The 25,214-nt window shown below is 74.2% G+C and carries 23 protein-coding genes; 6 read left to right on the top strand and 17 right to left on the bottom strand.

Going from position 1 to position 25,214, the window contains the following annotated elements; all coding sequences use genetic code 11:
• Positions 1–25 precede the first annotated feature (25 nt).
• The 9 genes from ACZ462_RS17695 to rsmI form a co-directional block, all read right to left on the bottom strand.
• Entirely contained in the window at positions 26–1,657 is a 1,632-nt protein-coding gene (locus ACZ462_RS17695) for an outer membrane protein assembly factor BamB family protein (protein ID WP_467809282.1), read from the bottom strand.
• A 156-nt stretch (positions 1,658–1,813) separates the two neighbouring features.
• Positions 1,814–3,610, bottom strand: coding sequence for an ABC-F family ATP-binding cassette domain-containing protein (locus ACZ462_RS17690; RefSeq protein ID WP_467809281.1), 1,797 nt, complete (start codon positions 3,608–3,610; stop codon positions 1,814–1,816).
• 28 nt (positions 3,611–3,638) lie between these two features.
• Positions 3,639–4,970: an acyltransferase family protein gene (locus ACZ462_RS17685; protein WP_467809280.1), complete on the bottom strand. Its 1,332-nt coding sequence runs from the start codon at positions 4,968–4,970 to the stop codon at positions 3,639–3,641.
• 107 nt (positions 4,971–5,077) lie between these two features.
• Positions 5,078–5,989 carry a 4-(cytidine 5'-diphospho)-2-C-methyl-D-erythritol kinase gene (locus ACZ462_RS17680; protein WP_467809278.1) on the bottom strand — a complete coding sequence of 304 codons (912 nt, stop codon included), beginning with the start codon at positions 5,987–5,989 and terminating at the stop codon, positions 5,078–5,080.
• Complete coding sequence (gene rsmA, locus ACZ462_RS17675) at positions 5,986–6,888, bottom strand: 16S rRNA (adenine(1518)-N(6)/adenine(1519)-N(6))-dimethyltransferase RsmA (RefSeq protein WP_467809277.1); 903 nt, start codon at positions 6,886–6,888, stop codon at positions 5,986–5,988. The genes ACZ462_RS17680 and rsmA overlap by 4 nt, the downstream gene beginning before the upstream one ends.
• Complete coding sequence (locus tag ACZ462_RS17670; protein ID WP_467809276.1) at positions 6,885–8,303, bottom strand: ubiquitin-like domain-containing protein; 1,419 nt, start codon at positions 8,301–8,303, stop codon at positions 6,885–6,887. Before ACZ462_RS17670 ends, rsmA begins: the two co-directional genes overlap by 4 nt.
• A gap of 112 nt (positions 8,304–8,415) precedes the next feature.
• The gene (locus ACZ462_RS17665) at positions 8,416–9,288 is read right to left on the bottom strand and encodes a TatD family hydrolase (protein ID WP_467809275.1); all 873 of its coding nucleotides are present in this window, start codon (positions 9,286–9,288) and stop codon (positions 8,416–8,418) included.
• Between the two features lie 10 nt (positions 9,289–9,298).
• Complete coding sequence (locus tag ACZ462_RS17660) at positions 9,299–9,817, bottom strand: hypothetical protein (protein ID WP_467809274.1); 519 nt, start codon at positions 9,815–9,817, stop codon at positions 9,299–9,301.
• A gap of 160 nt (positions 9,818–9,977) precedes the next feature.
• Positions 9,978–10,874: a 16S rRNA (cytidine(1402)-2'-O)-methyltransferase gene (gene rsmI / locus ACZ462_RS17655; protein ID WP_467809273.1), complete on the bottom strand. Its 897-nt coding sequence runs from the start codon at positions 10,872–10,874 to the stop codon at positions 9,978–9,980.
• A gap of 113 nt (positions 10,875–10,987) precedes the next feature.
• Here rsmI and ACZ462_RS17650 point away from each other — a divergent pair, with 113 nt between their 5' ends.
• From ACZ462_RS17650 to ACZ462_RS17640, 3 genes are all read left to right on the top strand, one after another.
• Complete coding sequence (locus ACZ462_RS17650) at positions 10,988–12,754, top strand: dolichyl-phosphate-mannose--protein mannosyltransferase (RefSeq protein WP_467809272.1); 1,767 nt, start codon at positions 10,988–10,990, stop codon at positions 12,752–12,754.
• A gap of 341 nt (positions 12,755–13,095) precedes the next feature.
• Complete coding sequence (locus ACZ462_RS17645) at positions 13,096–13,743, top strand: hypothetical protein (RefSeq protein ID WP_467803271.1); 648 nt, start codon at positions 13,096–13,098, stop codon at positions 13,741–13,743.
• 198 nt (positions 13,744–13,941) lie between these two features.
• Positions 13,942–15,567: a penicillin-binding transpeptidase domain-containing protein gene (locus ACZ462_RS17640; protein ID WP_467803273.1), complete on the top strand. Its 1,626-nt coding sequence runs from the start codon at positions 13,942–13,944 to the stop codon at positions 15,565–15,567.
• A gap of 11 nt (positions 15,568–15,578) precedes the next feature.
• Here the strand turns inward: ACZ462_RS17640 and ACZ462_RS17635 are convergent, their stop codons facing one another.
• Both ACZ462_RS17635 and ACZ462_RS17630 read right to left on the bottom strand, forming a co-directional pair.
• The gene (locus ACZ462_RS17635; RefSeq protein WP_467803274.1) at positions 15,579–15,872 is read right to left on the bottom strand and encodes a hypothetical protein; all 294 of its coding nucleotides are present in this window, start codon (positions 15,870–15,872) and stop codon (positions 15,579–15,581) included.
• A complete protein-coding gene (locus ACZ462_RS17630) occupies positions 15,865–16,182 on the bottom strand; it encodes a hypothetical protein (RefSeq protein ID WP_467803276.1) in 318 nt (105 codons plus the stop codon). Before ACZ462_RS17630 ends, ACZ462_RS17635 begins: the two co-directional genes overlap by 8 nt.
• Positions 16,183–16,343: 161 nt before the next feature.
• Between ACZ462_RS17630 and ACZ462_RS17625 the strand changes: the two genes are divergently transcribed.
• Both ACZ462_RS17625 and ACZ462_RS17620 read left to right on the top strand, forming a co-directional pair.
• On the top strand, positions 16,344–17,105 hold the full coding sequence (locus ACZ462_RS17625; protein WP_467803277.1) for an XRE family transcriptional regulator: 762 nt from the start codon (positions 16,344–16,346) through the stop codon (positions 17,103–17,105).
• A complete protein-coding gene (locus ACZ462_RS17620) occupies positions 17,092–17,559 on the top strand; it encodes an NUDIX hydrolase (RefSeq protein ID WP_467803279.1) in 468 nt (155 codons plus the stop codon). The genes ACZ462_RS17625 and ACZ462_RS17620 overlap by 14 nt, the downstream gene beginning before the upstream one ends.
• A 58-nt stretch (positions 17,560–17,617) precedes the next feature.
• Here the strand turns inward: ACZ462_RS17620 and ACZ462_RS17615 are convergent, their stop codons facing one another.
• The 4 genes from ACZ462_RS17615 to ACZ462_RS17600 are packed head-to-tail and all read right to left on the bottom strand — an operon-like array spanning position 17,618 to position 21,425.
• Entirely contained in the window at positions 17,618–18,781 is a 1,164-nt protein-coding gene (locus ACZ462_RS17615; protein WP_467803280.1) for a serine hydrolase domain-containing protein, read from the bottom strand.
• A gap of 28 nt (positions 18,782–18,809) precedes the next feature.
• The gene (locus ACZ462_RS17610; protein WP_467803282.1) at positions 18,810–19,610 is read right to left on the bottom strand and encodes an energy-coupling factor ABC transporter ATP-binding protein; all 801 of its coding nucleotides are present in this window, start codon (positions 19,608–19,610) and stop codon (positions 18,810–18,812) included.
• Positions 19,598–20,359: a cobalt ECF transporter T component CbiQ gene (gene cbiQ, locus ACZ462_RS17605; RefSeq protein ID WP_467803283.1), complete on the bottom strand. Its 762-nt coding sequence runs from the start codon at positions 20,357–20,359 to the stop codon at positions 19,598–19,600. Before cbiQ ends, ACZ462_RS17610 begins: the two co-directional genes overlap by 13 nt.
• A 1-nt stretch (position 20,360) precedes the next feature.
• A complete protein-coding gene (locus ACZ462_RS17600) occupies positions 20,361–21,425 on the bottom strand; it encodes an energy-coupling factor ABC transporter permease (protein ID WP_467803284.1) in 1,065 nt (354 codons plus the stop codon).
• A 179-nt stretch (positions 21,426–21,604) separates the two neighbouring features.
• Here ACZ462_RS17600 and ACZ462_RS17595 point away from each other — a divergent pair, with 179 nt between their 5' ends.
• A complete protein-coding gene (locus ACZ462_RS17595) occupies positions 21,605–22,057 on the top strand; it encodes an SsgA family sporulation/cell division regulator (protein ID WP_467803285.1) in 453 nt (150 codons plus the stop codon).
• 130 nt (positions 22,058–22,187) lie between these two features.
• On the opposite strand, the gene ACZ462_RS17590 is transcribed toward ACZ462_RS17595, so the two are convergent.
• Together ACZ462_RS17590 and ACZ462_RS17585 are read right to left on the bottom strand one after the other, a co-directional pair.
• On the bottom strand, positions 22,188–24,392 hold the full coding sequence (locus ACZ462_RS17590; RefSeq protein WP_467803286.1) for an MMPL family transporter: 2,205 nt from the start codon (positions 24,390–24,392) through the stop codon (positions 22,188–22,190).
• A gap of 230 nt (positions 24,393–24,622) precedes the next feature.
• Positions 24,623–25,213, bottom strand: a complete 591-nt coding sequence (locus ACZ462_RS17585; RefSeq protein ID WP_467803287.1) for a TetR/AcrR family transcriptional regulator — start codon at positions 25,211–25,213, stop codon at positions 24,623–24,625.
• Between the last annotated feature and the right edge of the window lies 1 nt (position 25,214).

Raw genomic sequence — 25,214 nt, 5'->3', positions numbered from 1 at the left:
TCGGTGGGCGGCTCGGGGGACTCGTTCACTTGCCGAAGACCATCAGGAGCTTCTCGTCCGTGCCCTGGGCGCGCAGGAGCGCGGTGGAGAGGTAGAGGCGCCCGCCCACGAAGTCGATCTTCGGCTTGTAGAAGGCGGCCTCGACGGGTGCCGCCGTGCCCGACGGGCTGCGCAGCAGCGCGGTGGGGTCGCCTCCGGCGGCGGGGAAGGCGACGACCTCGCCGCCCTGGTCGGGGGTGGCCCTGCGGTAGGCGATCAGCCGGCCGTCCTCGGCGCGGAGCGGGGTCAGGGTGCGGCCCTCGCCCGCGGGGGTGCGCCACTTGGCCTTGCCGGTGGCGAGGTCGAAGGCGACGATCTCGTTGGCCTTGCCGATGCCGGGGGAGGTCGGCATGTAGAGGGTGTTCTGGTCGACGACGGAGGTCTCGCAGACCTCGACGGACCGGAAGAGGCCGTTGGTGCACTCGGTTTCGAAGGTGCCCTCGCCGCTGACGGTGGTGCGCTGTTTGCCGTCGGGTCCGAGGACGACGATGGAGCGCTCCTTCTTCTCCTCGTTGCCGACGTCGAGGATGACCGGGTCGAGGGAGTGGACGCTGGTGACCTTGTACTTGGCCGGGAGCCGGTAGGTCCAGGTCTTCTTGCCGGTGGCGGGGTCGGCGTCGGACACCTCGGTGGTGAGGTTGTCGTCGTAGCAGGTGGCGATGGCGATCATCTTGGTGCGGTGGGCGACGTACGCGCCGGGCTTGCAGCCCTCGGCTCCGTCGCTGCCGAACAGCTTGTCGCCGGTGCTGATTTTGAAGGCGCTGGCGGTGCCGCTGCGGCTGACGGCGACGGTGTCGCCGGCGATGCCCAGGGTGGGGCTGGTCATGATGTCGAAGAGGCCCTCCTTGGGCACCTCCTTGGACCAGCCCTCCTTGCCCGCCTTGAGGTCGACGAGCCGCATCCGGTTGCACAGGGCGCTCTCGGACTCGCTGTCCTGGTACATGACGACGGTCTTGGCGTCGGCGGTGGTCTGGCGGGTGACGGAGCAGATCTTCGTCGGGAAGGAGAGCTTCCACTTCTCCTTGCCGTCGGCGGCCCCGTAGGCGACGAGGTCCTTCCAGATGCTCTTGACCACGGTGTCGCCGACAACCCACTGGCCGCCGGAGTCCACGCCCGCCCCGGGCCCGTCGATCTTGGCGGTCTTCAGCCAGAGGACCCTGTCCTCGCCCTGCTTGCGCCCTGCGTTGAGGTCCTCCGACGCGCCGGAGCCGTTGCCGCTGCCGTCGCCCTTGTCCGGGGTGCCGGACGGCTGCGGGGCGGCGGGGGGCGCGCTCTGCGCGGCGGGCTTGGGATCGTCGCCGCCGTCTCCGGTGAACGCGAAGTACGCGCCGGCGCCGGCGAGGAGCACGCCGGCCGCGGCGGCCGCGGCGATGACGGCCGTGCGGCGGCCGCGCGGGCCGCCGGGGACCGGACCCTGCGGGGCGCCGGGGGCGGGCGGGACGGGAGGGACGGGCGGCGGGTAGCCGTAGCCGGGCCGCGCCATCGGCTGCGTCGGCGGCTGGGCGTACGGGTTGGCGCCCTGCGGGGGCGTTCCGTAGCCGGGCTGGGGCGGGCCGGGCAGGTGGCTGTAACCGGACGGCGCGGGCGGCTGGTTCGGCGGCTGGGGCGGCTCGGTCATCAGCGCGTACCTTCGGCGTCGGGCGATCGGGGGGATCACCTTTCTACCACTGGCGCGTTTCCGGCACCGGGCCGGTCGCACCCCTGTTCCCAAGGGCGGACCGGCCCGTGACAGCGCCGTTATCCGGCCGTTCGGCGGCCGCGCGCCGGGCCCGGATCAGGCCTCTTCGGCCAGCTCCAGCCAGCGCATCTCCAACTCGTCCCGCTCGGAGATGAGTTCGCGCAGCTCCGCGTCGAGTTTGGCCACCTGGGCGAAGTCGGTGGCGTTCTCGGCGATCTTCGCGTGCAGGTTCGTCTCGCGGTCGGCCATCTTGTTGAGCTGCCGCTCGATCTTCTGCAGCTCCTTCTTCGCGGCCCTGGCGTCGCCGGCGGACGTCGACTTCGCGGCGGCCGGGGCGGGCGCCGGGGCGGCGGCCTCGACCATCCGCTGCCGGCGCTCCAGGTACTCGTCGACGCCGCGCGGCAGCATGCGCAGCGCCCCGTCGCCGAGCAGCGCCATCACCGTGTCGGTGGTGCGCTCGATGAAGAACCGGTCGTGGGAGATGACGATCATCGAGCCGGGCCAGCCGTCGAGGAGGTCCTCCAGCTGGGTCAGGGTCTCGATGTCCAGGTCGTTGGTGGGCTCGTCGAGGAAGAGGACGTTCGGCTCGTCCATCAGCAGGCGCAGGATCTGCAGGCGGCGGCGCTCGCCGCCGGAGAGGTCGCCGACGGGCGTCCACTGCTTCTCCTTGGTGAAGCCGAACTGCTCGCACAGCTGACCGGCCGTCATCTCGCGCCCCTTGCCGAGGTCGACGCGGTCCCGTACGCGCTGCACGGCCTCCAGGACGCGCAGCGACGGGTCGAGCTCGCCGACCTCCTGCGACAGGTAGGCCAGCCGGACCGTCTTGCCGACGGTGACCGTGCCGGCGGCGGGCTGGGCGTCGCCCTGGGTGCGGGCGGCCTCGGCCAGGGCGCGCAGCAGCGAGGTCTTGCCGGCGCCGTTGACGCCGACGAGGCCGATGCGGTCGCCGGGGCCCAGGTGCCAGGTGAGGTGCTTGAGCAGGGTCTTGGGGCCGGCCTGGACGGTGACGTCCTCGAGGTCGAAGACGGTCCGGCCGAGGCGGGCGTTGGCGAAGCGCATCAGCTCGGAGGTGTCGCGCGGCGGCGGCACGTCCGCGATGAGGGCGTTCGCGGCCTCGATGCGGAAGCGCGGCTTGGAGGTCCGGGCGGGGGCGCCGCGGCGCAGCCAGGCCAGCTCCTTGCGCATCAGGTTCTGCCGCTTGGCCTCCTCGGTCGCGGCGATGCGCTCGCGCTCGGCGCGGGCGAAGACGTAGTCGCTGTAGCCGCCCTCGTACTCGAAGACGGAGCCGCGCTGGACGTCCCACATGCGGGTGCAGACCTGGTCGAGGAACCAGCGGTCGTGGGTGACGCACACCAGGGCGGAGCGGCGCTCGCGCAGGTGGCCGGCGAGCCAGGAGATGCCCTCGACGTCGAGGTGGTTGGTGGGCTCGTCGAGGACGATCAGGTCCTGTTCGTCGATGAGGAGCTTGGCGAGGGCGATGCGGCGGCGCTCGCCGCCGGAGAGCGGGCCGATGACGGTGTCGAGGCCGTGGGTGAAGCCGGGCAGGTCCAGGCCGCCGAACAGGCCGGTGATGATGTCGCGGACCTTGGCGTTGCCGGCCCACTCGTGGTCGGCCATGTCGCCGATGATCTCGTGGCGGATCGTCGCGGCCGGGTCGAGGGAGTCGTGCTGGGTGAGGACGCCCATGCGCAGGCCGCCGCTCTGGGTGACGCGGCCGCTGTCGGGCTCCTCCAGGCGGGCCAGGATGCGGATGAGGGTGGTCTTGCCGTCGCCGTTGCGGCCCACGACGCCGATCCGGTCCCCCTCGGAGACGCCGAGGGAGACGCCGTCCAGCAGGGCACGGGTGCCGTACACCTTGCCGACTGCCTCGACATTGACCAAGTTGACGGCCATCAGACGCGCTCCAGGGAAGGGATGGGGATCAGCCCCTCAGCCTAACGCTCCGCGAAGCGCCCGAACGTTCCACCAGGAACCACCCGCCGAGCGCCATCGCGAGCGCGGCGGGCGCGGTGACGGGCAGGGCGACGAGGGTCGCCGTGTGCCCGTCCAGGAGCCCGCCGAGGCCGGTCGTGGACAGGCCGAGGACGCCGAACAGGCACAGGACGGTGCCGGCCGCGGCCCGCGGCCCCGACCCGGCGGCCGGGGCTGCGGCGGCGGGGGCGCCGGGGGTCTCGAAGCGCCGGAAGACGGCGACGAGCAGCCCGGTCAGGGCGGCGGCCGCTGCCAGCCGCGGCGGGGCCTGCGCCCACCAGGCCGCCGAGGCGGGCTCGGGGAGCCGTACGCCGAGCGCGAGCTGGGCGGCGTACACGGCGAGCATGGCGGTGAGGTGCCACAGGAAGGCGGTCATGGCGATGCCGTTCGCGGCGACGACGGCCCGCCAGGCGCGGGGCCGGGCCAGCAGCCGCTCGGCGGGCCGCCGGAGCAGCTCGACGGCTCCGACCAGCCACAGCCCGTGGCAGAGCAGCGCGGCGGTGGGCGGGGCCATGTTGGACACCTTCTCGCCGGGCATCCCGACCATGGACAGCGGGTACGGCCCGTACGCGACCAGCAGCGCGGCGCCGGCGAGGCCGGCGGCGGCGAGCAGGGCGGGGCGGCGCAGGCGGCCGTCGGCGCGCAGGAAGCCCAGCTGGTGCACGGCGAGCCAGACGAAGGCGAAGTTCAGGAACTCCGCGTACGGCACCCCGGCCGCGAAGCGGAGCACGTCGACGGCGCCGGCCGCGCCGCACAGCGCGGCGAAGGCCCCCCACCCCCACCGGCGGTGCAGCCGCAGCAGCGGCGGGGTCAGCGCGACCATCGCCAGGTAGATCCCGATGAACCACAGCGGCTGGGTGACGATCCGCAGCGCGGCCCCGGTCAGCGGGCCGCGGCCGTGCCCGGCGGCCTGGACGGCGAGGGCGGCGGCGGTCCAGACGAGGACGAAGACGAGCGTCGGCCGCAGCAGGCGGCGCAGCCGGGCCCGCAGGAAGGCGGCGTAGACGGGGGCGCCGCCGGACCGGCGCTCCAGGGAGCGGTGGGACAGGGCGTGGGAGAAGCCGCCGACGAAGAAGAACACCGGCATGACCTGGAGGATCCAGGTCAGCGCCTGGAGACGGGGGACGACCGCGAGGAGGTTGCCCATCCCGTCGGCGGTGACGGCGGCCATCAGCCAGTGGCCGAGGACGACGGTGCCGAGGGAGGCGACGCGGAGCAGGTCGACGTACCGGTCGCGGGTGGCGGGGGTGGCGTCGGCGAGCCGGCGGGCGGTGGTGTGCATGCGCCCACGGTCGCCGCGGCGGCCGGCCGCCCGCCAGAGTGCGCGTACTCATCCCGGGCCTGGGTACCCGGCCCGGTCCGGCGGGGTGCCGGGCCGGGCCGGGCGGGTCAGATGCGGGTGGCTCCCGCGGTCGGGCCGGTGGCGGTCCGCGTGGTGCGGCAGGTCCCCGACGCCTCCAGGGCGGCGGCGACCTTCGCGGCGGCCTCTTCGTCGCGGACGAGGAACGCGGTGGTCGGGCCGGAGCCGGAGACGATCCCGGCCAGCGCCCCGGCCGCGGTCCCGGCGGCCAGGGTCCGGGCGAGCTGCGGGCGCAGGGACAGCGCGGCCGGCTGGAGGTCGTTGGCCAGGGCACCGGCGAGGGCGTCGGGGTCGCCGGAGGCGAGGGCGGCCAGCAGGGCCGGGGAGGCCTGCGGCTCGGGGATGTCCCGGCCTTCGGCGAGCCGGTCGAACTCGCGGAAGACTGCCGGGGTGGACAGCCCGCCGTCGGCGACGGCGAACACCCAGTGGAAGGAGCCGGCGTCGAGGGGGGTCAGCAGCTCGCCGCGCCCGGTGCCGAGCGCGGCCCCGCCGAGCAGGCTGAACGGGACGTCGCTGCCGAGTTCGGCGCACATGCCGAGCAGCTCCGCGAGGGGGGTGTCGAGCCCCCACAGCCGGTCGCAGGCGAGCAGCGCGCCGGCGCCGTCGGCGCTGCCGCCGGCCATGCCGCCGGCGACGGGGATGTTCTTCGCGATGTGGATGCGGACGTCGGCGCCGCCGGGCCGTCCGCTGCGGGCGGCGAGGAGCTCGGCGGCGCGGGCGGCGAGGTTCGTCCGGTCCAGGGGCACCTGGTCGGAGTCGGGTCCGGAGCAGGTGACCGCCAGGGTGTCGGCGGGGGTGACGGTGACCTCGTCGTAGAGGGAGACGGCGAGGAAGACGTTGGCGAGGTCGTGGAAGCCGTCGGGCCGGGCGGCGCCGACCGCGAGCTGCACGTTGACCTTGGCGGGGACGCGTACGGTGACGCCGCCGGGTGCGGCGCTCACAGGGCGGGCCTCTCGGCTGCGGCGGGCTTGTGCTCGGCGATGGCGGCGAACTCCTCGACGGTGAGGGACTCGCCGCGGGCCTGCGGGGAGATCCCGGCGGCGGTGAGGGCGGCCTCGGCGGCGGCCGCGGAGCCGGCCCAGCCGGCGAGGGCGGCGCGCAGGGTCTTGCGGCGCTGGGCGAACGCGGCGTCGACGACGGCGAAGACCTCGGTACGGCTCGCGGCGGTCGGGATCGGCTCGGTCCGGCGGACGAGGGAGACGAGCCCGGAGTCGACGTTCGGCGCGGGCCAGAAGACGTTGCGGCCGATGGCGCCGGCCCGCTTGACCTCTGCGTACCAGTTGGCCTTGACGGAGGGGACCCCGTACACCTTGCTGCCGGGCTTGGCGGCGAGCCGGTCGGCGACCTCCGACTGCACCATGACGAGGGTGCGCTGGATGCTGGGGAAGCGCTCCAGCATGGTCAGCAGGACGGGCACGGCGACGTTGTAGGGCAGGTTCGCGACGAGCGCGGTGGGCGGCGGGCCTGGGAGTTCCTCGACGAGCAGGGCGTCGGAGTGGACGAGGGCGAAGCGGTCCTTGCGGTCCGGCATGCGGGCCTCGATGGTGGCGGGCAGTGCCGCGGCGAGGACGTCGTCGATCTCGACGGCGGTGACCCGGTCGGCGGCTTCGAGCAGTGCCAGGGTCAGCGAGCCCAGGCCGGGTCCGACCTCGACGACGACGTCGTCGGGCCGGACGTCGGCGGTGCGCACGATGCGGCGCACCGTGTTGGCGTCGATGACGAAGTTCTGGCCCTTCTGCTTCGTCGGGCGCACGCCGAGGGCGGCCGCGAGTTCGCGGATGTCGGCCGCGCCGAGGAGGGCGTCGCTGGTTCTGTCGGGCTGCTGCTCTGCGGTGCTCACCGGTAAAGCCTACGGCCGCAGTGGGGCCACGGACTCGCCCCCCGCTGCACGTACAGCTTCTTGGCCCGGTAGGTCTGCTCGGCGGCGGCGGCGTCCTGGGGGCGGCCGCTGCCGCCGAGGGCCTGCCAGGTGCGGACGTCGAACTGGTAGAGGCCGCCGTACGTGCCGGACGGGTCGGTGGCGTCGGGGCGGCCGCCGGACTCGCACTGGGCCAGTGCCGCCCAGTTCAGGCCCTCGGCTCCGGCGACGGAGGCGGGCAGGGGCCTGGTGCCGACGCGGACGACCTGGGTGACGGGTTCGCGGACGGTCTCCTCCGTGACGCGGCGGGGTTTCTGCGCGATGCCGTTAACGGTGCGCAGGGCGTAGGCGACGCGTCGGGTACCGGGGCGGCCGGCCCGTTCGACGACTTCGGTGCCGGCGAAGAGGGCGGCGTCCTGGATGCGCCGGATCTCGAAGGGGATGCGCTCCTCGCGGACCTCGCGGGTGCCGGTGATGCGCAGGACGGTGACGGTCTGCCCGTCGCGGGGGAAGGACTCGGGCGGGACGGAGGTGGTGTCCTGGCCGGTGAGGGTGATGCCGGCCTGGCCGAGGGCCTCGCGGACGGTGGCGGCGTTGGTGCGGACGGTGGTCTCGCCGCCGTCGGCGAGGAAGGTGACGCTGCGTTCGGTGCGGACGGCGAGGTCGAGGCCGGAGCGGGGGACGGCGGAGGTGCGGGGGACGGACAGGTGGGCGCCTTCGACGCGGACGCCGAGTTGGCGCAGGGCGGCTTCGACGGTGCGGGCGGTGGTCCACACCTGGCTGGTCTGCCCGTCGAGGGTGAGGCGCACGGGGCGGCCGTACTGGACGAGGATCTCGTCGCCGTCGCCGAGGGCGGCGGTGCGGGCGGGGGCGACGAGGTCGTGGGCGCCGACGCCGAGGCCTTCGGCGGCGAGGAGTTCGCCGACGTCGCCGGCGAAGGTGTGCAGGGTGCGGGAGCGGCCGTCGACGGTGAGGCGTACGGCCTTGTCGGCGGCGACGAAGGCGGTGGTGCCGCCGGCGAGGAAGGCGACGACGAGGGCCTGGGGGACGATCCGCCGCCAGGCGGCGGGGGCGGCGGGCGCGGCGGCGGGCGGGGCGGCGGGGGCCGGGGCGCGGCGGCGGCGTCCGGTGCCGGGGGTGCCGGGCGGCTCAGCGGGTCTGCGGCGGTGGCCGGCGCGGTGCCCGCCGGGCGCGCGGGGGGTGGGGACGGTCCCGTCGGCGGCCGGTGCGGCGGGGCCGCCCGGCCCGGCCGGGTCCGGGTGCGGGCCCGGGTCCGGGTGCGGGCCCGGGTCCGGGTCGGCGCGCTCGCCGGCGCCGGCGAGCGGGTGGGGGCCGGCGAGCGGGGGCCCGTACGGGTCGAGGGCCCCGGGGTTCCCGGTGAAGGGTTTCTCGCTCACGCCGCTCGCTCCACTGGTCCGGCCCGGCTTCGTTCGGGCACGGCACCCTAGCGGAGGGTCCGTCACCCTCCAAAGCCGGACGGGCACCCAGCGTGTCGGCCGACGGGGCGGTTCAGTAGTCGAAGGCGCGCGCCGTGTTGGCGGCGATGGCCGTGGCCATCGCGTCCTCGTCGATGCCGCGGACCGCGGCCATCGCGCGGACCGTCAGCGGAATGAGGTACGGGGCGTTCGGCCGTCCGCGGTACGGCGCGGGGGTGAGGTAGGGGGCGTCGGTCTCGACGAGGACGAGCTCCGCCGGGGCCGCGGCGAGGGCGTCGCGCAGCGGCTGGGCGTTCTTGAAGGTGACGGTGCCGGCGAAGGACATGTAGTAGCCGGCGGCGGCGCACTCGCGGGCCATGCCGGCGTCGCCGGAGTAGCAGTGGAAGACGGTCCGCTCGGGGGCGCCCTCCTCGCGCAGGATGCGCAGGACGTCGGCGTGGGCGTCGCGGTCGTGGATGACGAGGGCCTTGCCGCGGCGCTTGGCGATCTCGATGTGGGCGCGGAAGGACAGCTCCTGGGCGGCCATGCCCTCGGGGCCGGTGCGGAAGTGGTCGAGGCCGGTCTCGCCGACCGCCTTGACGTGGTCGAGCGCGGCGAGGGCGTCGATCTCGGCGAGGGCCTCGTCGAGGGCGGCCTGCCCGCCGCCGGGGCGGGCGCCCTGCCGCGACCACCCGTCGAGGTCTCCGTGGACGATGCGGGGCGCCTCGTTCGGGTGGAGGGCGACGGCGGCGTGGACGTTGTCGTACGCGGCGGCCGTCTCGGCGGCCCAGTGCGAGCCCTTCACGTCGCAGCCCACCTGCACGACGGTCGCGACGCCGACCGAGGCGGCCTTGGCGAGGCCCTCCTCGACGGTGCCGGCCTGCATGTCCAGGTGGGTGTGCGAGTCCGCCACGGCGACCCGGAGCGGTTCGGGCAGCGGCGGCGGGGTGTCCTTGGAGGCGCTCATACGGCCGATCTTATGACCGGCGGCGCCGCCCCAGCAGTCGGGAGAAGAAGCCGCGGCGCTCCTCGCCGTCGTCCACCGGCACGGGGCCGGGGGCGTCGTGGCGGGGTGGGGTGCGGCGGGAGGTGCGCGGCAGGTCGGCGCCCGCCGGGACGGGTCCGGCGATGCCCGGCGAGACGGGGTGGTGGTAGATGCTGTCCATGGTGCCGCGGACGGTGGACACCTGGCCCTCCCGCATGATCCGCACGACGTGGCTGCCGCAGTTGTGGCAGGTCGGGTTGGACAGCGGGGAGGGGACGCGCTCGCCGCCTGCCCGGTAGACGATGAAGGGCCGGCCCTGCCCGTCGGTGTGGTGCTCGATCTCGTAGGCCTGCTCCCAGCCGTAGGCGCACCGCATGCAGGCGAAGGAGTACGCCTCGTGGGCGATGGGGACGCCGGCCGCGGCGGCGCGGGCGGCCGCGGGCGACGGGACGGGTGCGGGGGCGGGGACCGGGGCGGGGGCGGCTGCCGGGGTGTCTGCGATCTCACTCATGCCAGCTCCTCTTGTTCCACTGGTGCCATTGCCAGTGGACGCCTCGCCGGGCGGGAGCGCATCAGGCCATGTCGAGAATTGGACGGTCCTTGGGCCACTCATGCCCGAGGCGCCCGGTGCGCGGTCCGAGCTTTGCTTTTCAGGTTATCCCTTTACCCTCTTACGGCATCTTTTCGGCCGCGTTCTTTGCCGCGACGACGGCGTCGAACACCTCCCGCTTGGGTACGCCGGCCTCGGCGGCGACCGCCGCGATGGCCTCCTTTCGCCGCTCCCCCGCCTCCTCGCGCACCCGCACCCTGCGCACCAGCTCCGCGGCGTCCAGATCGGCGGGCCCGGCCTCCGGGGCGCCCTCCACGACGACGGTGATCTCGCCGCGCACCCCGTCCGCGGCCCAGGCGGCGAGGTCGCCGAGCCCGCCGCGCTTGACCTCCTCGTACGTCTTGGTCAGCTCGCGGCAGACCGCGGCCCGGCGGTCGGCGCCGAACACCTCGGCCATCGCGGCGAGGGTGTCGTCCAGCCGGTGCGGCGCCTCGAAGTAGACGAGGGTGCGCCGCTCGGCCGCGACCTCCCGGAGCCGGGCCAGCCGCTCCCCGGCCTTGCGCGGCAGGAAGCCCTCGAAGCAGAAGCGGTCCACGGGCAGCCCGGACAGGGCGAGCGCGGTGAGCACCGCGGACGGCCCGGGCACTGCGGTGACCTTGATGTCCTGTTCCACCGCGGCGGCGACGAGCCGGTAGCCGGGGTCGGAGACGGACGGCATGCCGGCGTCGGTGACGAGCAGCACGCGCTTGCCGTCCTGAAGCGCCTCGACGAGCTCGGGGGTGCGCTGCGACTCGTTGCCCTCGAAGTACGACACGACCCGGCCGGAGGTGTGCACGCCGAGCCCCTGGGTCAGCCGGCGCAGCCGGCGGGTGTCCTCGGCGGCGACCACGTCGGCCCGCTCCAGCTCGGCCGCGAGGCGGGGCGGGGCGTCGGCGAGGTCGCCGATCGGGGTGCCGGCGAGGACGAGCACGCCGCGGGGGTCGGCGGCTGCGGTACGGGTGGGCTGGTCGGTCGTCACCCGTCCATCCTCTCAGCCGTCCCGCCCGGCACACGCGGCGGCGGCGGGCAGCACGCGGGAGCGCACCGCCACGGCACTGTGGATCGCGTCCGGGCGTTCCCTACGATGACCCGGTGACCAGTACCGCGACGCCGCCGCCCAGCCCCGCGGGGGCCCCGACCGCCCCGCCGGCGGGCCGGGCAGAAGAGCCGTCCCCCTGGCTGCGCCGGCTGCGCGGCTTCGGCTACGCGCCGCCCGCCGGAGCGCGCCCGGCGGACGTGCGCGCCCGCCTGGTGCCCCCGTACGCCCGCCCGTCCGGGCAGTTGTGGGCCGCGCTCGGCTTCTCGGCCTCCGCGGCCGCGACCTGGCAGCGCGTCATGGCGTGGGCCGGGCCGATCGCGGTCGCGCTGGCCGCCGGGGTGATGCGGTTCTGGCAGCTGGGCAGCCCGAAGGCCGTGATATTCGACGAGACGTACTACGCGAAGGACGCGTGGGCGACGATCCGGCAGGGTTACGAGGCGAGTTGGCCCAAGGACATCGACAAGTCGATCCTGGCCAACCCGGACGGGGTGGCCCTGCCCGCGGACCCCGGGTACGTGGTGCACCCGCCGGTCGGGAAGTGGGTCATCGGGCTCGGCGAGTGGATGTTCGGCTTCGACCCGTTCGGCTGGCGGTTCATGACGGCCGTGCTCGGCACGCTGTCGGTGCTGCTGCTGTGCCGGATCGGACGCCGCCTGTTCCGCTCCACGTTCCTGGGCTGCCTGGCGGGCGGCCTGCTCGCCGTGGACGGCCTGCACCTGGTGATGAGCCGGGCCGCGCTGCTCGACCTGGTGCTGATGTTCTTCGTGCTGGCCGCGTTCGGCGCGCTGCTCGTCGACCGCGACCGGGCCAGGGAGCGGCTCGCGGCGGCACTCCCCGTGGACGCGGAGGGCCGCACCCGCCCCGACGCGGTGATCGCCGAGACGCTGCGGCTGGGCGTGCGCCCGTACCGGATCCTGGCGGGCGTCTGCCTGGGCCTGGCCTTCGGGACGAAGTGGAACGGCCTGATCACCTTGGCGTTCTTCGGGATCCTGACCGTGCTGTGGGACGCGGCGGCCCGCCGCACCGCGGGCGCGGGCGCCCCGTACGCGGCGATGCTGCGCCGGGACGCGCTGCCGGGCTTCCTCTCGACGGTGCCGGTTGCGGTCGCGGTGTACGTCACCTCCTGGATGGGCTGGATCCTCAGCCCCGACAACGGCCGGGGCGGCTACTTCCGCGACTGGGCGGCGAAGCAGGACCAGGACAGCGCGCTGTCGTTCCTGCCGGAGTGGCTGCGCAGCCTGTGGCACTACGAGACCGAGGTCTACAAGTTCCACGTGGGCCTGACCTCGGGCCACACGTACGACTCGAACCCGTGGAGCTGGCTGGTCGTCGGCCGGCCGGTGTCCTACTTCTACGAGTCCCCGGAACCGGGCACGGACGGCTGCCCGGCGACCGAGGCGGGCAAGTGCGCCCGCGAGGTCCTCGCCCTCGGCACACCGCTGCTGTGGTGGGCGGGCTGCTTCGCGCTGCTGTACGTGCTGTGGCGGTGGTTCTTCCGCCGCGACTGGCGCGCCGGCGCGATCGCGTGCGCGGTGGGCGCGGGCCTGCTTCCCTGGTTCAACTACCAGGAGCGCACCATCTTCTACTTCTACGCGGTGGTGTTCGTCCCGTACCTGTGCCTGGCGCTGGCGATGGCGGTGGGCGCCCTGCTGGGCCCCCGGGGCTCGTCGGAACGCCGCCGCACTCTGGGCGCGGTGGCGGCGGGCGTCCTCGTCCTGCTGATCATCTGGAACTTCATTTATTTCTGGCCGATCTACACGGGCCAGACGATCCCGATGGACTCCTGGCGCAGCCGCATGTGGCTGGACACCTGGGTCTGAGGAGGCGGGCGAGGGGCCCCGGCGCCGGGGCCCCTCGGCGTCCGGAGGCCGCCTCGGCCACTGCCGGTTATCCTCGAAGAGGAGCCCCATGGTGCGGGCCGCCGCAGGACGAGCGACGTGACATCCCGTCAGTCCGTCTGCCCCGCAGGCTCTCGGGCGCCGGGGCCGGTCCCGGACCAGCCGACCGCCCCGCCACATGCCGCGGCACTCCCCGCGCCCACCGCCATGGCGAGCCCGCACCCCGATTCCGTACACAGCCAGGCAGGACCCCTGCCATGGAGGGAAACCGCATGAATCGGCAACGTCGTTGTGCTCTCCTCGCCCCGCTCCTGGCCTCCGCGGTGGCCCTGCCCCCGGCCATGGCGGCCCAGGCGGCCCCCGCGGCCGTGCAGGTCCCCGCGGCGCCGGCCTGCCAGCTGAAAGCCGCGGACAACAACCGGGTCGACATGGCGATCACCGGTTTCGCGGCGAACCAGCGGATCACCATCGTCCGTGTCGGCGGCAGCTCCACGGACACCCGGGTCAACAGCCAGGGCGCTCTCGACGTCGACAACCTGGAACGGGGGACCTACCGGGTCAGGCCGCGTGAGGGCGGCGGCGGCAGCGCCATCGACTGCTCGAAGGCGCCCGCCCCCGTCAACGTCAACATCACCGATGCGGAAGTCGTCGCGACCAAGCCCGACACTCCCACCGTTCCGTGCAACCAGCCGACGAGGGTGACCTTCGCGGGCACGCTCACGGGCTCGGGGAGCGGTGACGTCAAGGTGGTGTGGAAGGGCAGCACCGGCAAGCAGTCCGAGCCCGTGGTGAAGTTCACCGCGCCGAACTCCGCGGTTCCGGAGTTCAACATCACCGCCCCCCGGCGGGCGAACCCCACGGACAAGGCGCCGACCGTGACCGCCCAACTCGTGGTGCCCAGGCAGGGCTCGGAGACCGGTGTGTCGTCGGAGGTCGTCGAGGTCACACTGCAGTGTGCCCCGGGGACCTGACCCGGACGGCTCCACCGGCAGCCCCCGCAGCGGAGCCGGCGCATCCCGCGCCGGCTCCGCTCACCCCGCTCGCGACCCGAATCGGAATGTCCGCCTCCCGCAACAACATGCACGCTGCAGGCGCACAGCCCGTAAGGTCGTCGACCGAAGGTCCTTGAACACGTTCAAGGACGCTGATGTCCTGGGGAGGGGCGCGGGATGAACGGGGCGGCGAAGGGCGCGGTCATAGGCGGGGTGTTCCTCGCGATGGTCGGCGGCACCGCGTACGGGGTGTACACGCTGGTCGACGGCGCGGGCGGCGGCGAGGCGGCGAGCGCCGCCGCGCCCGCGAAGGGGAGCGGGCCCGTCACCGGCGAGGAGGCCGCCCGGACGGCGAAGGCGTTCCTCGACGCCTGGGCCGCCGGGAAGGACCGCGAGGCGGCCGGGCTGACGAACAACGCCGCCGCCGCGCAGGCCGCGATGGCCGGCTACCGGGACAAGGCGCACATCGCGAAGGCCGTGTTCACACCCGGCGCACCGGAGGGGACGACCGTCCCGTTCACGGTGGCCGCGGAGGTCGCCCACGAGGGCGCGGCGAAGCCCTTCGCGTACGCCTCCAGGCTGACGGTGGTGCGCGGTGCGACGACCGGGAAGCCGCTCGTCGACTGGCAGCCCTCCGTCATCCACCCCGAGCTGGGCCGGGGCGAGGAGCTGCGGGCCGGCCCGCCGGCCGCGCCGCCGGTCAAGGCCGTCGACCGGCGCGGCGAGGAACTCGACCCCCGCCAGTACCCCTCGCTGCGGCCCGTCCTGGACCAGCTGCGCAGCACGTACGGCGCGAAGGCCGGCGGGCGGCCCGGCGCCGAGCTGTGGATCGAGCCGGCCACCCCGGACGCGCCCCGGCGCACGCTGCTGACCCTGGCCGAGGGCGAGCCCGCGAAGCTGGAGACCACCCTGGACGCGCGGGTGCAGGCGGCGGCCGAGAAGGCGGTGGCCCGCTACCCCGAGGCGTCGGTCGTCGCGGTCCAGCCGAGCACCGGGCACGTCCTGGCCGTCGCCAACCACCGCAAGGACGGCTTCAACGCGGCCATGGAGGGCGCCCGCGCGCCCGGCTCGACCATGAAGATCGTCACGGCGGCGATGCTGATGGACCGCGGCGCGGCGGCGGCGGACCAGCCGGCGCAGTGCACGAAGGAGGTCTCCTGGGGCGGCCGCCCCTTCCACAACCTGCGCGGCTTCGACCTGCCCGGCGGCGCGGACTTCGCGACGGCGTTCGCCCGGTCCTGCAACACCTCGTTCATCAAGCGCATCAAGACCGTGGACGACGACGGGGCGCTGGCGAAGGAGGCGCGCGAGGTCTTCGGCATCGGCCTCGACTGGAAGACGGGCGTCCGCTCCGTCGACGGCAGCGTGCCCGAGGCGACCGGCGCCGCGGCGGCGGCCGCGTACATCGGTCAGGGCCGGATCACCATGAACCCCCTCAACGTCGCCTCGATCACGGCCACGGCACGCACGGGCGTGTTCCGGCAGCCGGTGCTGGTGGCGCCCGGCCTGGACGGGCGGCCCATCGCCCGGGCCGAGCGGCCGATGAAGCCGGCGGTGGCGCGGCAACTGGTCCGCATGATGCGGCAGACGGCCGCCGAGGGCACGGCCGCGCAGACGATGGCAGGCGTACGCGGCTCGGACAAGGGCGCGAAGACCGGCTCGGCGGAGGTCGACGGCGCGGGCAGCCCGGACAGCTGGTTCACCGCCTACAGCGGCGATGTCGCGGCGGCCGCCATGGTGGAGTCCGGCGGCCACGGCGGCGACGCGGCGGGCCCGATCGTGGCAGCCATCCTGAACCACTGACGGCGCTGCCCTCACGGTGCCGCCTCCGGGTCGTGCCCCGCGTACAGCGGGCAGGCGCACGCGAAGTGCGGCTCCCGGCAGTCTTCCAGCTCGACCAGTTCAGGTGCGACCGTGCCGGACCACCGCGCCCAGACCGTGGCGGCACTGCGGCCGCGCACGGCGAACAGGGGCGCGAGGTGCGGTCCGTCGTGGCAGAGCAGGTCCGTGCACAGAGCGTTGATGCGAGCGCCGTCCTCCGGCCGGCGCCGCGCGACCTCCTCGACCAGCGCGACGGGGAACCTCACGTAGTCCAGACACTCAGCCACGCACCCACCTCCAGCCCCCGGGAGACGGGAACACGCGGCGATCGTCCGGGTGGCCGAACCGCATGTGCGCGAGCATGCACTCGGTGATCTCCGCGATGCCGTACCCGCAGGCGGCCGCCGTCCGCAGCTCCTCGCGGAGCTGCCCGCACTGCATGCACGTTGCGGGGTCGACCGGCCCCGGCCGCGGCATCGTCAGCCGTGCCCACTCCGCCACGAGGCCCTCCGGGCCGAACGCCATCCCGAGCACGCCGCCCGGCCCGGCGCCGACCGGCCCGCCAACCCGTTCGCGCTTCGGATGCTGTTGTGCCATTCCTGATATGCCCTTCCACCCGACAGGCTCGATAACCCTCACACTGATGCGGTCTCGATGCTGGGGCTACCGAAAGGGGCGTTCCCACCCCGTTCTCAGGACGTTTGGGACGTTCCCTGGCTAGCGTTTCGTCCAAGGCTTCACGTCCTCGGAGGCGACTCATGAATCAGGCTCTGCGCCGCGCCCTTGCCGATGCGAACATGACAGAGGCGCAGCTCGCAGAGCGGTGCGGGGTCGACGCCAAAACGGTGGCGCGCTGGGTCACCGAGCCCGGCCGCATCCCTCACGCCCGGCACCGGTGGGCGGCCTGCGAGGCTTTGGGTGAGGAGGAACAGAACTTGTGGCCCACAGCGATTCGTTCGGCTCTCACGGCAGGGCCGAACCGCGAACTCGTCCAGGTCTACCCGTACCGCTCGGCAGCCCCCGCGAGCCTCTGGCGTTCCCTGATCACCAAGGCGCAACGTGAACTCGTCTTCGCCGGATACACCAACTACTTCCTGTGGCTGGAGCAGGCGAACCTGAGCGGCGCGCTACGGCGGAAGGCGCAGGCCGGTTGCCGCATCCGCTTCCTGGTCGGCGACCCTGACAGCCCGGTGACGGCCGCACGCGAGGAAGAGGAAGGCGTACCGCTCACGCTGTCGACGCGGATCGCCGTGACCCTCGCAGAGCTGGCGAAGCTGCGGGACGTTCCCGGGATCGAGGGGCGTTTCGAAACCGGCCATGTCGGCCTCTCCGTCTTCCGCTTCGACAACGAGATGGTCGTGACACCGCACCTGGCCCGCAAGGTGGGGCACGACTCGCCGATGATGCACCTGCGACGCCGTCAGTCGGACGGCATGTTCGACCGCTTCGCCGCGCACGTCGAAGAGCTGTGGAGCCGAGGACGGGGCATTCGGGAGGGTGACGGCGATGCCGAGGCGTGACTACCAGGACGACCCCGACGCCCCGAAGGCGAACAGCCTCGTGCCGGCCGCGTCGGCGGTCGTCGTGGACGACGCCGGCCGCGTGCTGTTGCAGCGGCGCGCGGACAACGGGATGTGGGCGCTGCCCGGCGGGGTGATGGAGATCGGGGAGTCCCTCGCGCAGTGCGCGGCCCGGGAGACGCTGGAGGAGACCGGCATCACCGTGGAGATCACGGGGATCGTCGGGACGTACACCGATCCGGGGCACGTGTTCGCGTACGACGACGGCGAGGTGCGGCAGGAGTTCTCCGTCTGCCTGCTGGCCCGCCCCACCGGCGGCACGTTGCGCGCCTCGGACGAGTCCTTCGAGGTGGCCTGGTTCGCCCCCGAGGCGGTCGACGACCTGCCGATGGTCGCGGGCATCCGCAAGCGGATCGACGACTGGCGGGCCGGCCGCGGGCCCGTCGTCCGCTGACCGCCGGTGCACCGGCGCCGTACGGCGCCGTACCGGGGGCAGCCCCGCCGCCGCGCCCTCAGAGGGTCGAGCGCAGGGCGCGGACCAGGGACTGGGCGCGGGGGTCGGCCGTGACCGAGGACGCCAGGGCGTTCGTGACGTAGCCGAAGGCGGTGCCGGACGCCGGGTCGGCGAAGGCCAGGGAGCCGCCGCGGCCCGGGTGGCCGAAGGAGGCGGGGGACAGCATCGGTGAGGCGGGGCTGTGGAGCATGTGGCCCGGGCCGAAGCGGGTGTTGACGACGAGGACCCGGTCGGGGCCGGACGACAGCTCGGTGCCCGCGAGGGCGGCCGTCTCGGGGGTGAACAGGCGGGGGCCGTCCTCGGTGTCGCCGATCAGGGACGCGTACAGGCCGGCCAGGGCGCGGGCGGTGCCGATGCCGGCGGAGGCGGGGAGTTCGGCGGCCCGGTAGGCGGGGGCGTTCTCGTCGGCGAGCGGGGTGATCGCGGCGAAGGCCCGCCGGGTGAGGGAGCCGGGGTCGGCGTACGCCTCCGAAACGTTTCTCCGCGGCCGTGTGCGCAGCGCACCCGCCGACTGCGGCGGCTCGACGGCGCCCACCCGGCCGACCCGCCCCGACTCCGCGACGTCCTGCGGCAGCCCGATCCAGAAGTCCAGCCCGCGCGGGCCGGTGACCTCGTGGGCGAGCCACGCGCCGAGGGACGTGCCGGTCACCCGCAGCACCAGCTCGGACAGCAGCCAGCCGAACGTCTGCGCGTGGTAGCCGTGCTCCGTGCCCGGCTCCCAGAACGGCCGCTGCGCGGCGACCGCGCGCGCCCCGGACAGCCCGTCCGCGGCCTGCTCGGGGGTCAGCGGCACGTCCAGGGCGGGTACGCCGGCGCGGTGCGCGAGGAGGTCGCGGACCAGGGCGCCTTCCTTGCCGGCCGCCTTGAACTCCGGCCAGTAGTCGCCGGCGGGCGCGTCCAGGTCGAGGAGCCCGCGCTGGTGCAGCAGCAGCGGGACGACCGCGGCGACGCCCTTGGTGGCCGAGCGCACCACCTGCGCCGTGCCCGCCGTCCACGGGGCGGTGCCGTCGACGTCGTGCGTGCCGCCCCACAGGTCCACGACGCGCCGGCCGTCCCGGTACACGGCCACGGCCGCGCCCCGGTCGCCGAGCACCTCGAAGTTGCGTACGAACGCGTCGCGGACGGCCTCGTAGCCCTCCGCGACCTCACCCTGGATGTTCACGTGCGGTCCAACCCTCGCCTGTGCCTGCTTATGCCCGCGACTGTGCCACCCGCACCGACCGCGGGTCGAACCCGAAGGGCAGCTCCAGGCGGTGGGCGCGCATCAGCTCCTCGTCGCAGAGCAGCTCCTGTGTGGGGCCGTCGGCGGCGATGACGCCCTCGCTGAGGACCACCGAGCGGGGGCACAGCTCCAGGGCGTAGGGCAGGTCGTGGGTGACCATGAGGACGGTGACGTCGAGGGAGCGCAGGATGTCGGCGAGCTCGCGGCGGGAGGCCGGGTCGAGGTTGGAGGAGGGCTCGTCCAGGACGAGGATCTCCGGCCGCATCGCGAGGACCGTGGCGACGGCGACGCGGCGGCGCTGCCCGAAGGAGAGGTGGTGCGGGGGCCGGTCGGCGAAGCCGGCCATGCCGACGCGCTCCAGCGCCTCGCGGACGCGTTCCTCCAGGTCGGCGCCGCGCATGCCGGCGGCGGCCGGCCCGAAGGCGACGTCCTCCCGGACGGTCGGCATGAACAGCTGGTCGTCGGGGTCCTGGAAGACGATGCCGACGCGGCGGCGGATCTCGGCGAGGTGCTGCTTGGCGACGGGCAGCCCGGCGACGCGGACGGTGCCGACGCCGCCGCCGAGGATGCCGTTGAGGTGGAGGACGAGGGTGGTCTTGCCCGCGCCGTTGGGTCCGAGGAGGGCGACGCGCTCGCCCCGGCCGACGGTCAGGTCGACGCCGAAGAGGGCCTGGTGGCCGTCGGGGTAGGCGTAGGCGAGGCCGGAGACCTCCAGCGAGGGGGCGGCGGGGGCGGGCGTGGCGGTGGCAGGGGTGGTCAAAGCGTCCATCCGATCAGGCAGACGGCGAGGGCCGCCGTCGGGAGCACGGCCGCGCGGGCCCATTGGGTGCGGGTGGCCGTGACGTCGTCGATGACCGGCATGGAGCCGGTGTAGCCGCGGCTGACCATCGCGAGGTGGACGCGTTCGCCGCGTTCGTAGGAGCGGATGAACAGCGCGCCGGCGGTCTTGGCGAGGACGCCCCAGTGCCGGATGCCGCGCGCCTCGAAGCCGCGCGAGCGGCGGGCGATGGACATCCGGCGCAGCTCGTCGGCGATGACATCCCCGTAGCGGATCATGAAGGTGGCGATCTGGACGAGGAGCGGGGGCAGCTTCAGCCGCTGGAGGCCGAGCAGCAGGGCGCGCAGCTCGGTGGTGGCGGCGAGCAGGACGGAGGCGGCGACTCCGAGGGTGCCCTTGGCGAGGACGTTCCAGGCGCCCCACAGCCCGGACACGGACAGGGACATGCCGAGCACCTCGACGCGCTCGCCTTCCGCGACGAACGGCATGAGGACGGCGAACGCGACGAACGGCACCTCGACCAGCATCCGCCGCAGCACGAACCCGGGCGGGATGCGGGCCGCGGCGGCGACGGCGGCGAGGAGGAGGGCGTACAGGCCGAAGGCCCACACCGCCTCGCGCGGGGTGGACACGACGACCAGGACGAACGCGAACGCCGCGACGATCTTGCAGTGCGGCGGCAGCGCGTGGACCGGCGAGGTGCGCTCCAGGTGGAGCCGGTGGGCGTGGCCCGCCCCCATGTCAGACCGCCGAGGTTTCGGGGTCGGCGGCGGGGCGCGCGGAGGCGGCGCGTCGGCTGCGGGCCGCCCAGAAGACGCCGGTGCCGACGGCGACGGTCGCGCCGACGCCGATGACGCCCGCGAGGCCGACGGAGAGGCGTTCGTCGTCGACGTCCTTGACGCCGTAGTCGGCGAGGGGGGAGCCGGCGGTGGCGTGCTCGTACTCGTCGGCCTTGGCGTCGATGCCCTGGTCGGCGGCGACCTTCTCCAGGCCGTCGGGGCTGGCGGAGGCGTAGAAGGAGACGAAGCCGGCGAGGACGAGGGCTGCGGCCAGGCCGGCGGCCCACACGGCGCGGCCGGAGCGGGCGGGCCCGGCGGCGGGCGCCTCGGCGGCCGGGGCGTCGACGAGTTCGCCGCCGACGCGGAGCTTCAGCGGGGCGGCGAGGCCCTTGACGCCGTGCACCAGGTCGGGGCGGACGGCGAGGACGGCGCCGACGGTCGCGGCGGTGATGGCGGCCTCGCCGATGCCGATCAGGACGTGGACGCCGAGCATGGCGGCGAGCACCTTGCCGACGGGCACGTCGGTGGTGCCGCCGACGGCGTACAGCAGGGTGAACGCGGCCGCGGAGGCGGGCACGGAGACGAGCGCGCCCGCGAAGGCGGCCGCGAGGGCGGAGCCGCGGCCCCGGGGCAGCACGGCGAGCAGGCCCCGGAAGACCAGGTGGGCGGTGATCACGGTGACCACGCCCATCACGGTGATGTTGACGCCGAGGGCGGTGAGGCCGCCGTCGGCGAAGAGGACGCCCTGCATCAGCAGGACCACCGAGATGCACAGCACGCCGGTGTACGGGCCGACGAGGATCGCGGCGAGCGCCCCGCCGAGGAGGTGTCCGCTGGTGCCGGCCGCGACGGGGAAGTTCAGCATCTGGACGGCGAAGACGAACGCGGCGACGAGTCCGGCGAGCGGTGCGGTGCGCTCGTCGAGTTCCCGGCGGGCGCCGCGGAGGCTGACGGCGACCGCGCCGGCGGCGAGGACACCGGCGGCCGCGGACACGGGGGCGTCGATGAATCCGTCGGGCACGTGCATGGGGGCTCCGCTTCCTGCCGTCCTTGAGCTGACAAAATCTTTATCCACTCAAGAATGAGCCCACCTGCAAATGATGGGCAAGAGCGGGGAGGTCACAAAAAGCGCCTCGCGCTTTCGTGGGAATGTGCGAGGCTGGGGGCAATACGGACTTATATGTTCCGATTCGAGGAGTCTTGTCGATGTCGCCGACCGCCGAGAATCCGACCGGGCCCGCAGCAGGGGCCGCCACCGCCGCGCTCGCCGCAGTCGCGCCCGCCACCGCCGTGGTCCCGGCCGTCGAGGACCGCGTCATCGCCCGCGTGATCAGCGACGATCCGCTCTACCGGAAGATCCCCGTCGCGCTGCGGTACGCCCCCGCGGAGCCGCTCGCCGTACGGATCGTCTTCCCCGCGGGCCTCTCCCCCGAGGGCACCGACAACGAGTGGGTCCTCCCGCGGGCCCTGCTGGAGTCCGGGCTCCAGGCCCCCACCGGCACCGGCGACGTGCGCGTCTGGCCCTGCGGCCGGGTCCAGGCCGTGGTCGAGCTCCACTCCCCCGACGGGGTCGCCGTGATCCAGTTCGACATCGCCGCGCTGCGCCGCTTCCTGCGCCGCGCCGCCGCCTCCGCCCCCGCCGCCACCCGTCCGGCGTAACGGGCGCCGCCGGGCCCGGACCCGCCCGCCGGACACGCGGAACGGCCCGGCCCCGCACCCGCCGTCAGGAGCGGGTGCGGGGCCGGACCGCAGGGGCGCCGGGGCGCCACGGCACCCCGGCGCCAGCGCGTCAGGCGCCGACCAGCTCGCGGTCCTTGCCCTTGCCCGGCCCCTCGCCGGAGCCCTCGCCTGCCAGGTGCTTGCGCAGGCTCTCGCCCTCGACGTCCACGTTCGGCAGGATCCGGTCCAGCCAGCCCGGCAGTGCCCACGCCCGGTGGCCGAGCAGCGCCAGCACCGCCGGGACGATCGCCATGCGGACCACGAACGCGTCGAAGAAGACGGCGACGGCCAGGCCGAAGCCGATCATCTTGACCATCTGCTCGCTGGAGCCGATGAAGCCCGCGAACACCGCGATCATGATGACGGCCGCCGCGACGACGACCCGCGCGCTGTACTTGAAGCCGGTCACGATGGCCTGGCCGGGCCGCTCGCCGTGCACGTACGCCTCGCGCATGCGGGTGACGAGGAACACCTCGTAGTCCATGGCCAGGCCGAAGACGACGCCCACCATGAAGATCGGCATCATGCTCATGATCGGGCCGGTCTGCTCGACCCCGAACAGCGAGCCCAGCCAGCCCCACTGGAAGACCGCGACGACCGCGCCGAGGGCGGCCACGACCGACAGCAGGAAGCCGAGGGCCGCCTTGAGCGGGACCAGGATCGAACGGAAGACCACCGTCAGCAGCAGGAAGGCGAGGCCGACGACAAGCGCCAGGTAGGGCAGCAGCGCCTCGTCCATCTTCTGCGAGAAGTCGATGTTCATCGCGGTGGCGCCGGTGACGAGCACCTCGTCGCCGCTGGTGTCGCGGATCTCGCGGACGAGGTCCTCGGTCGCGGCGGAGGACGGCCTGTCCTTCGGGATGACGGTGATCACCGCGGCGTCGCCCGCCTCGTTGGGCGCGGGCGGGGTGACCACGGCCACGCCCTCCATGCCCTTGATCCGCGCCTCGGCGGCGTCGGCCAGCTTCCTGTCGCCGTCGACGACGACCATCAGCGGGCCGTTGAAGCCGGGTCCGAACCCCTCGGACAGCAGGTCGTAAGCCCTGCGCTGGGTGGTGGAGACCGGCTGGGAGCCGTCGTCGGGCAGACCCATCTCCAGGCTGCCCGCGGGAACGGCGATCGCGCCGAGGCCGACCACACCGAGGAGCAGGACGGCGACGGGGCGGCGCAGCACGAAGCTCGCCCACCGGGTGCCGACGTTGGCCTTGGGCTCGGCGCCGGCGGGCCGGCCGCTGCCGAACAGCCGGCTCTTCGTCCCCGCCGGGAGCACCTTGCGGCCGACGAAGCCCAGGATGGCCGGGACGAGCGTCAGGGCGACGAGGACGGCGATGACGACGGTGCCGGCGGCCGCGAGGCCCATCTTCGTCAGCATCGGGATGTTGACGACGGCCAGGCCCACCAGGGCGATCACCACGGTGAGGCCGGCGAAGACGACCGCGGAGCCGGCGGTTCCGGCGGCGCGGCCCGCGGCCTCGTCCCGCTCGTGGCCCTCGGCGAGCTCCACGCGGTAGCGGGAGACGATGAAGAGGGCGTAGTCGATGCCGACGGCCAGGCCGATCATCATCGCGAGGGTCGAGGTGGTGGTGCCGAGGTCCAGCACGTTCGCGAGCGCGGTGATGGTGGAGACGCCGATGCCGACGCCGATCAGCGCGGTCAGCAGCGGCAGCCCGGCCGCGACCAGCGAGCCGAAGGTGATGACCAGGACGACGGCCGCGACCAGGATGCCGATGACCTCGCCCGAGCCCGTCTCGGGGGCCGCCATCAGGGCGTCGCCGCCGATCTCGACGGTCAGCCCGGCCTTCTTCGCGGCGTCACCGGACCCGGTGAGCGCCTCGCGGGTCTCGTCCCTCAGCTCCATGCCGCTGACGGTGTACTTGACGCTCACGTACGCGGTGGAGCCGTCCCGGCTGACGGCCTGCACCTGGAAGGGGTCGGCGACCGAGGCGACCTGGGCCTTGCCCGGGCCCTCCTGGACGCCGGAGACGATCTTCTGGACCTGCGCCTTGTTCGCCTCGTCGGTGATCTTGGCGCCCTGCGGCGCCTTGACGACGATCCGGGCGGACGCGCCGTCGGCGGCCATGCCCGGGAACTTCTCGTCGAGCAGGTCGAAGGCCTTCTGGGCCTCCGTACCGGGCATCGAGAAGGAGCCGGAGGTGGGGGCGGACGCCGATGCCGCGCCGAAGCCGGCGGCGAACAGCAGCGCCACCCATATGAGGGCGACGAGACCGCGGCGCCTGAAGGCGCCCCTGCCGAGTCGGTAGAGGAAGGTGGCCACTGGGGTGGTTCTCCCGTTCGAGTCGTGGGATGGATCCGGGTGGATCAGGGCGTGGAGAGCCGGCCCGACGACGAGAGCGGCGTGTCAGGAGCAGCGTGGATCTGGTGCGGTGGATCTGTGCGTGCGTCGGTGGATCTGTGCGTGCGGTGGATCGTGCGCGACGGGCGCCGCGCGGTGGACCTGTGCGGTTGTCTGCCGTACGGGATCCCGGTCGGGTCCCGCGCGGCGGCTCAGACGCCGAGGGCGGGGAACACCACGGCGTCGATGAACTCTGCGAGGAAGGCCCGGTCGACGGGACGGTCCTCGATCAGCGGGAGCGCGATGAACGCGCCCACGATGACGTGGGGCACGAACCCGAGGGCGGGGCAGTCCGGGGAGACCTCGCCCCGCTCGACGGCCCGCTGCAGCATCAGCTGCATGCCGTTGAGCTCCGGTTCGACCAGCAGGTCCCGCAGCGCCTTGTGGAGCTCCGGGCTCTCGTGGACGGCGTGGGCCAGGCCCCGCAGCAGGGCGGTGTCCTTGGCCATCTGCGCGTCGTCGGAGTGCTGGACCATGAGCCCGAAGTCCCCGCGCAGGCTGCCCGTGTCGATCTCCCCGAGGGGGACCGGCTGGGTGCAGCGAAGGGCCCGGGCGACCAGCTCCGGCTTGCTCCCCCACTGGCGGTAGAGGGTCGCCTTGCTGGACTTGGTGCGGGCGGCGACGGCGTCCATGGTCAGCGCCTCGTACCCGACCTCGCGGAGCAGGTCCAGGACCGCCCCGTGGAGTTCGGCCTCGCGCTCGGGGGTGATGCGGCTGCGCCGCGTCGACACCTCGTCGGACATC

This window comes from Streptomyces sp. NPDC031121, assembly GCF_055570615.1.
Note: the sequence above shows the minus strand (reverse complement) of the source record. Positions and strands in the feature narration are given on the sequence as shown.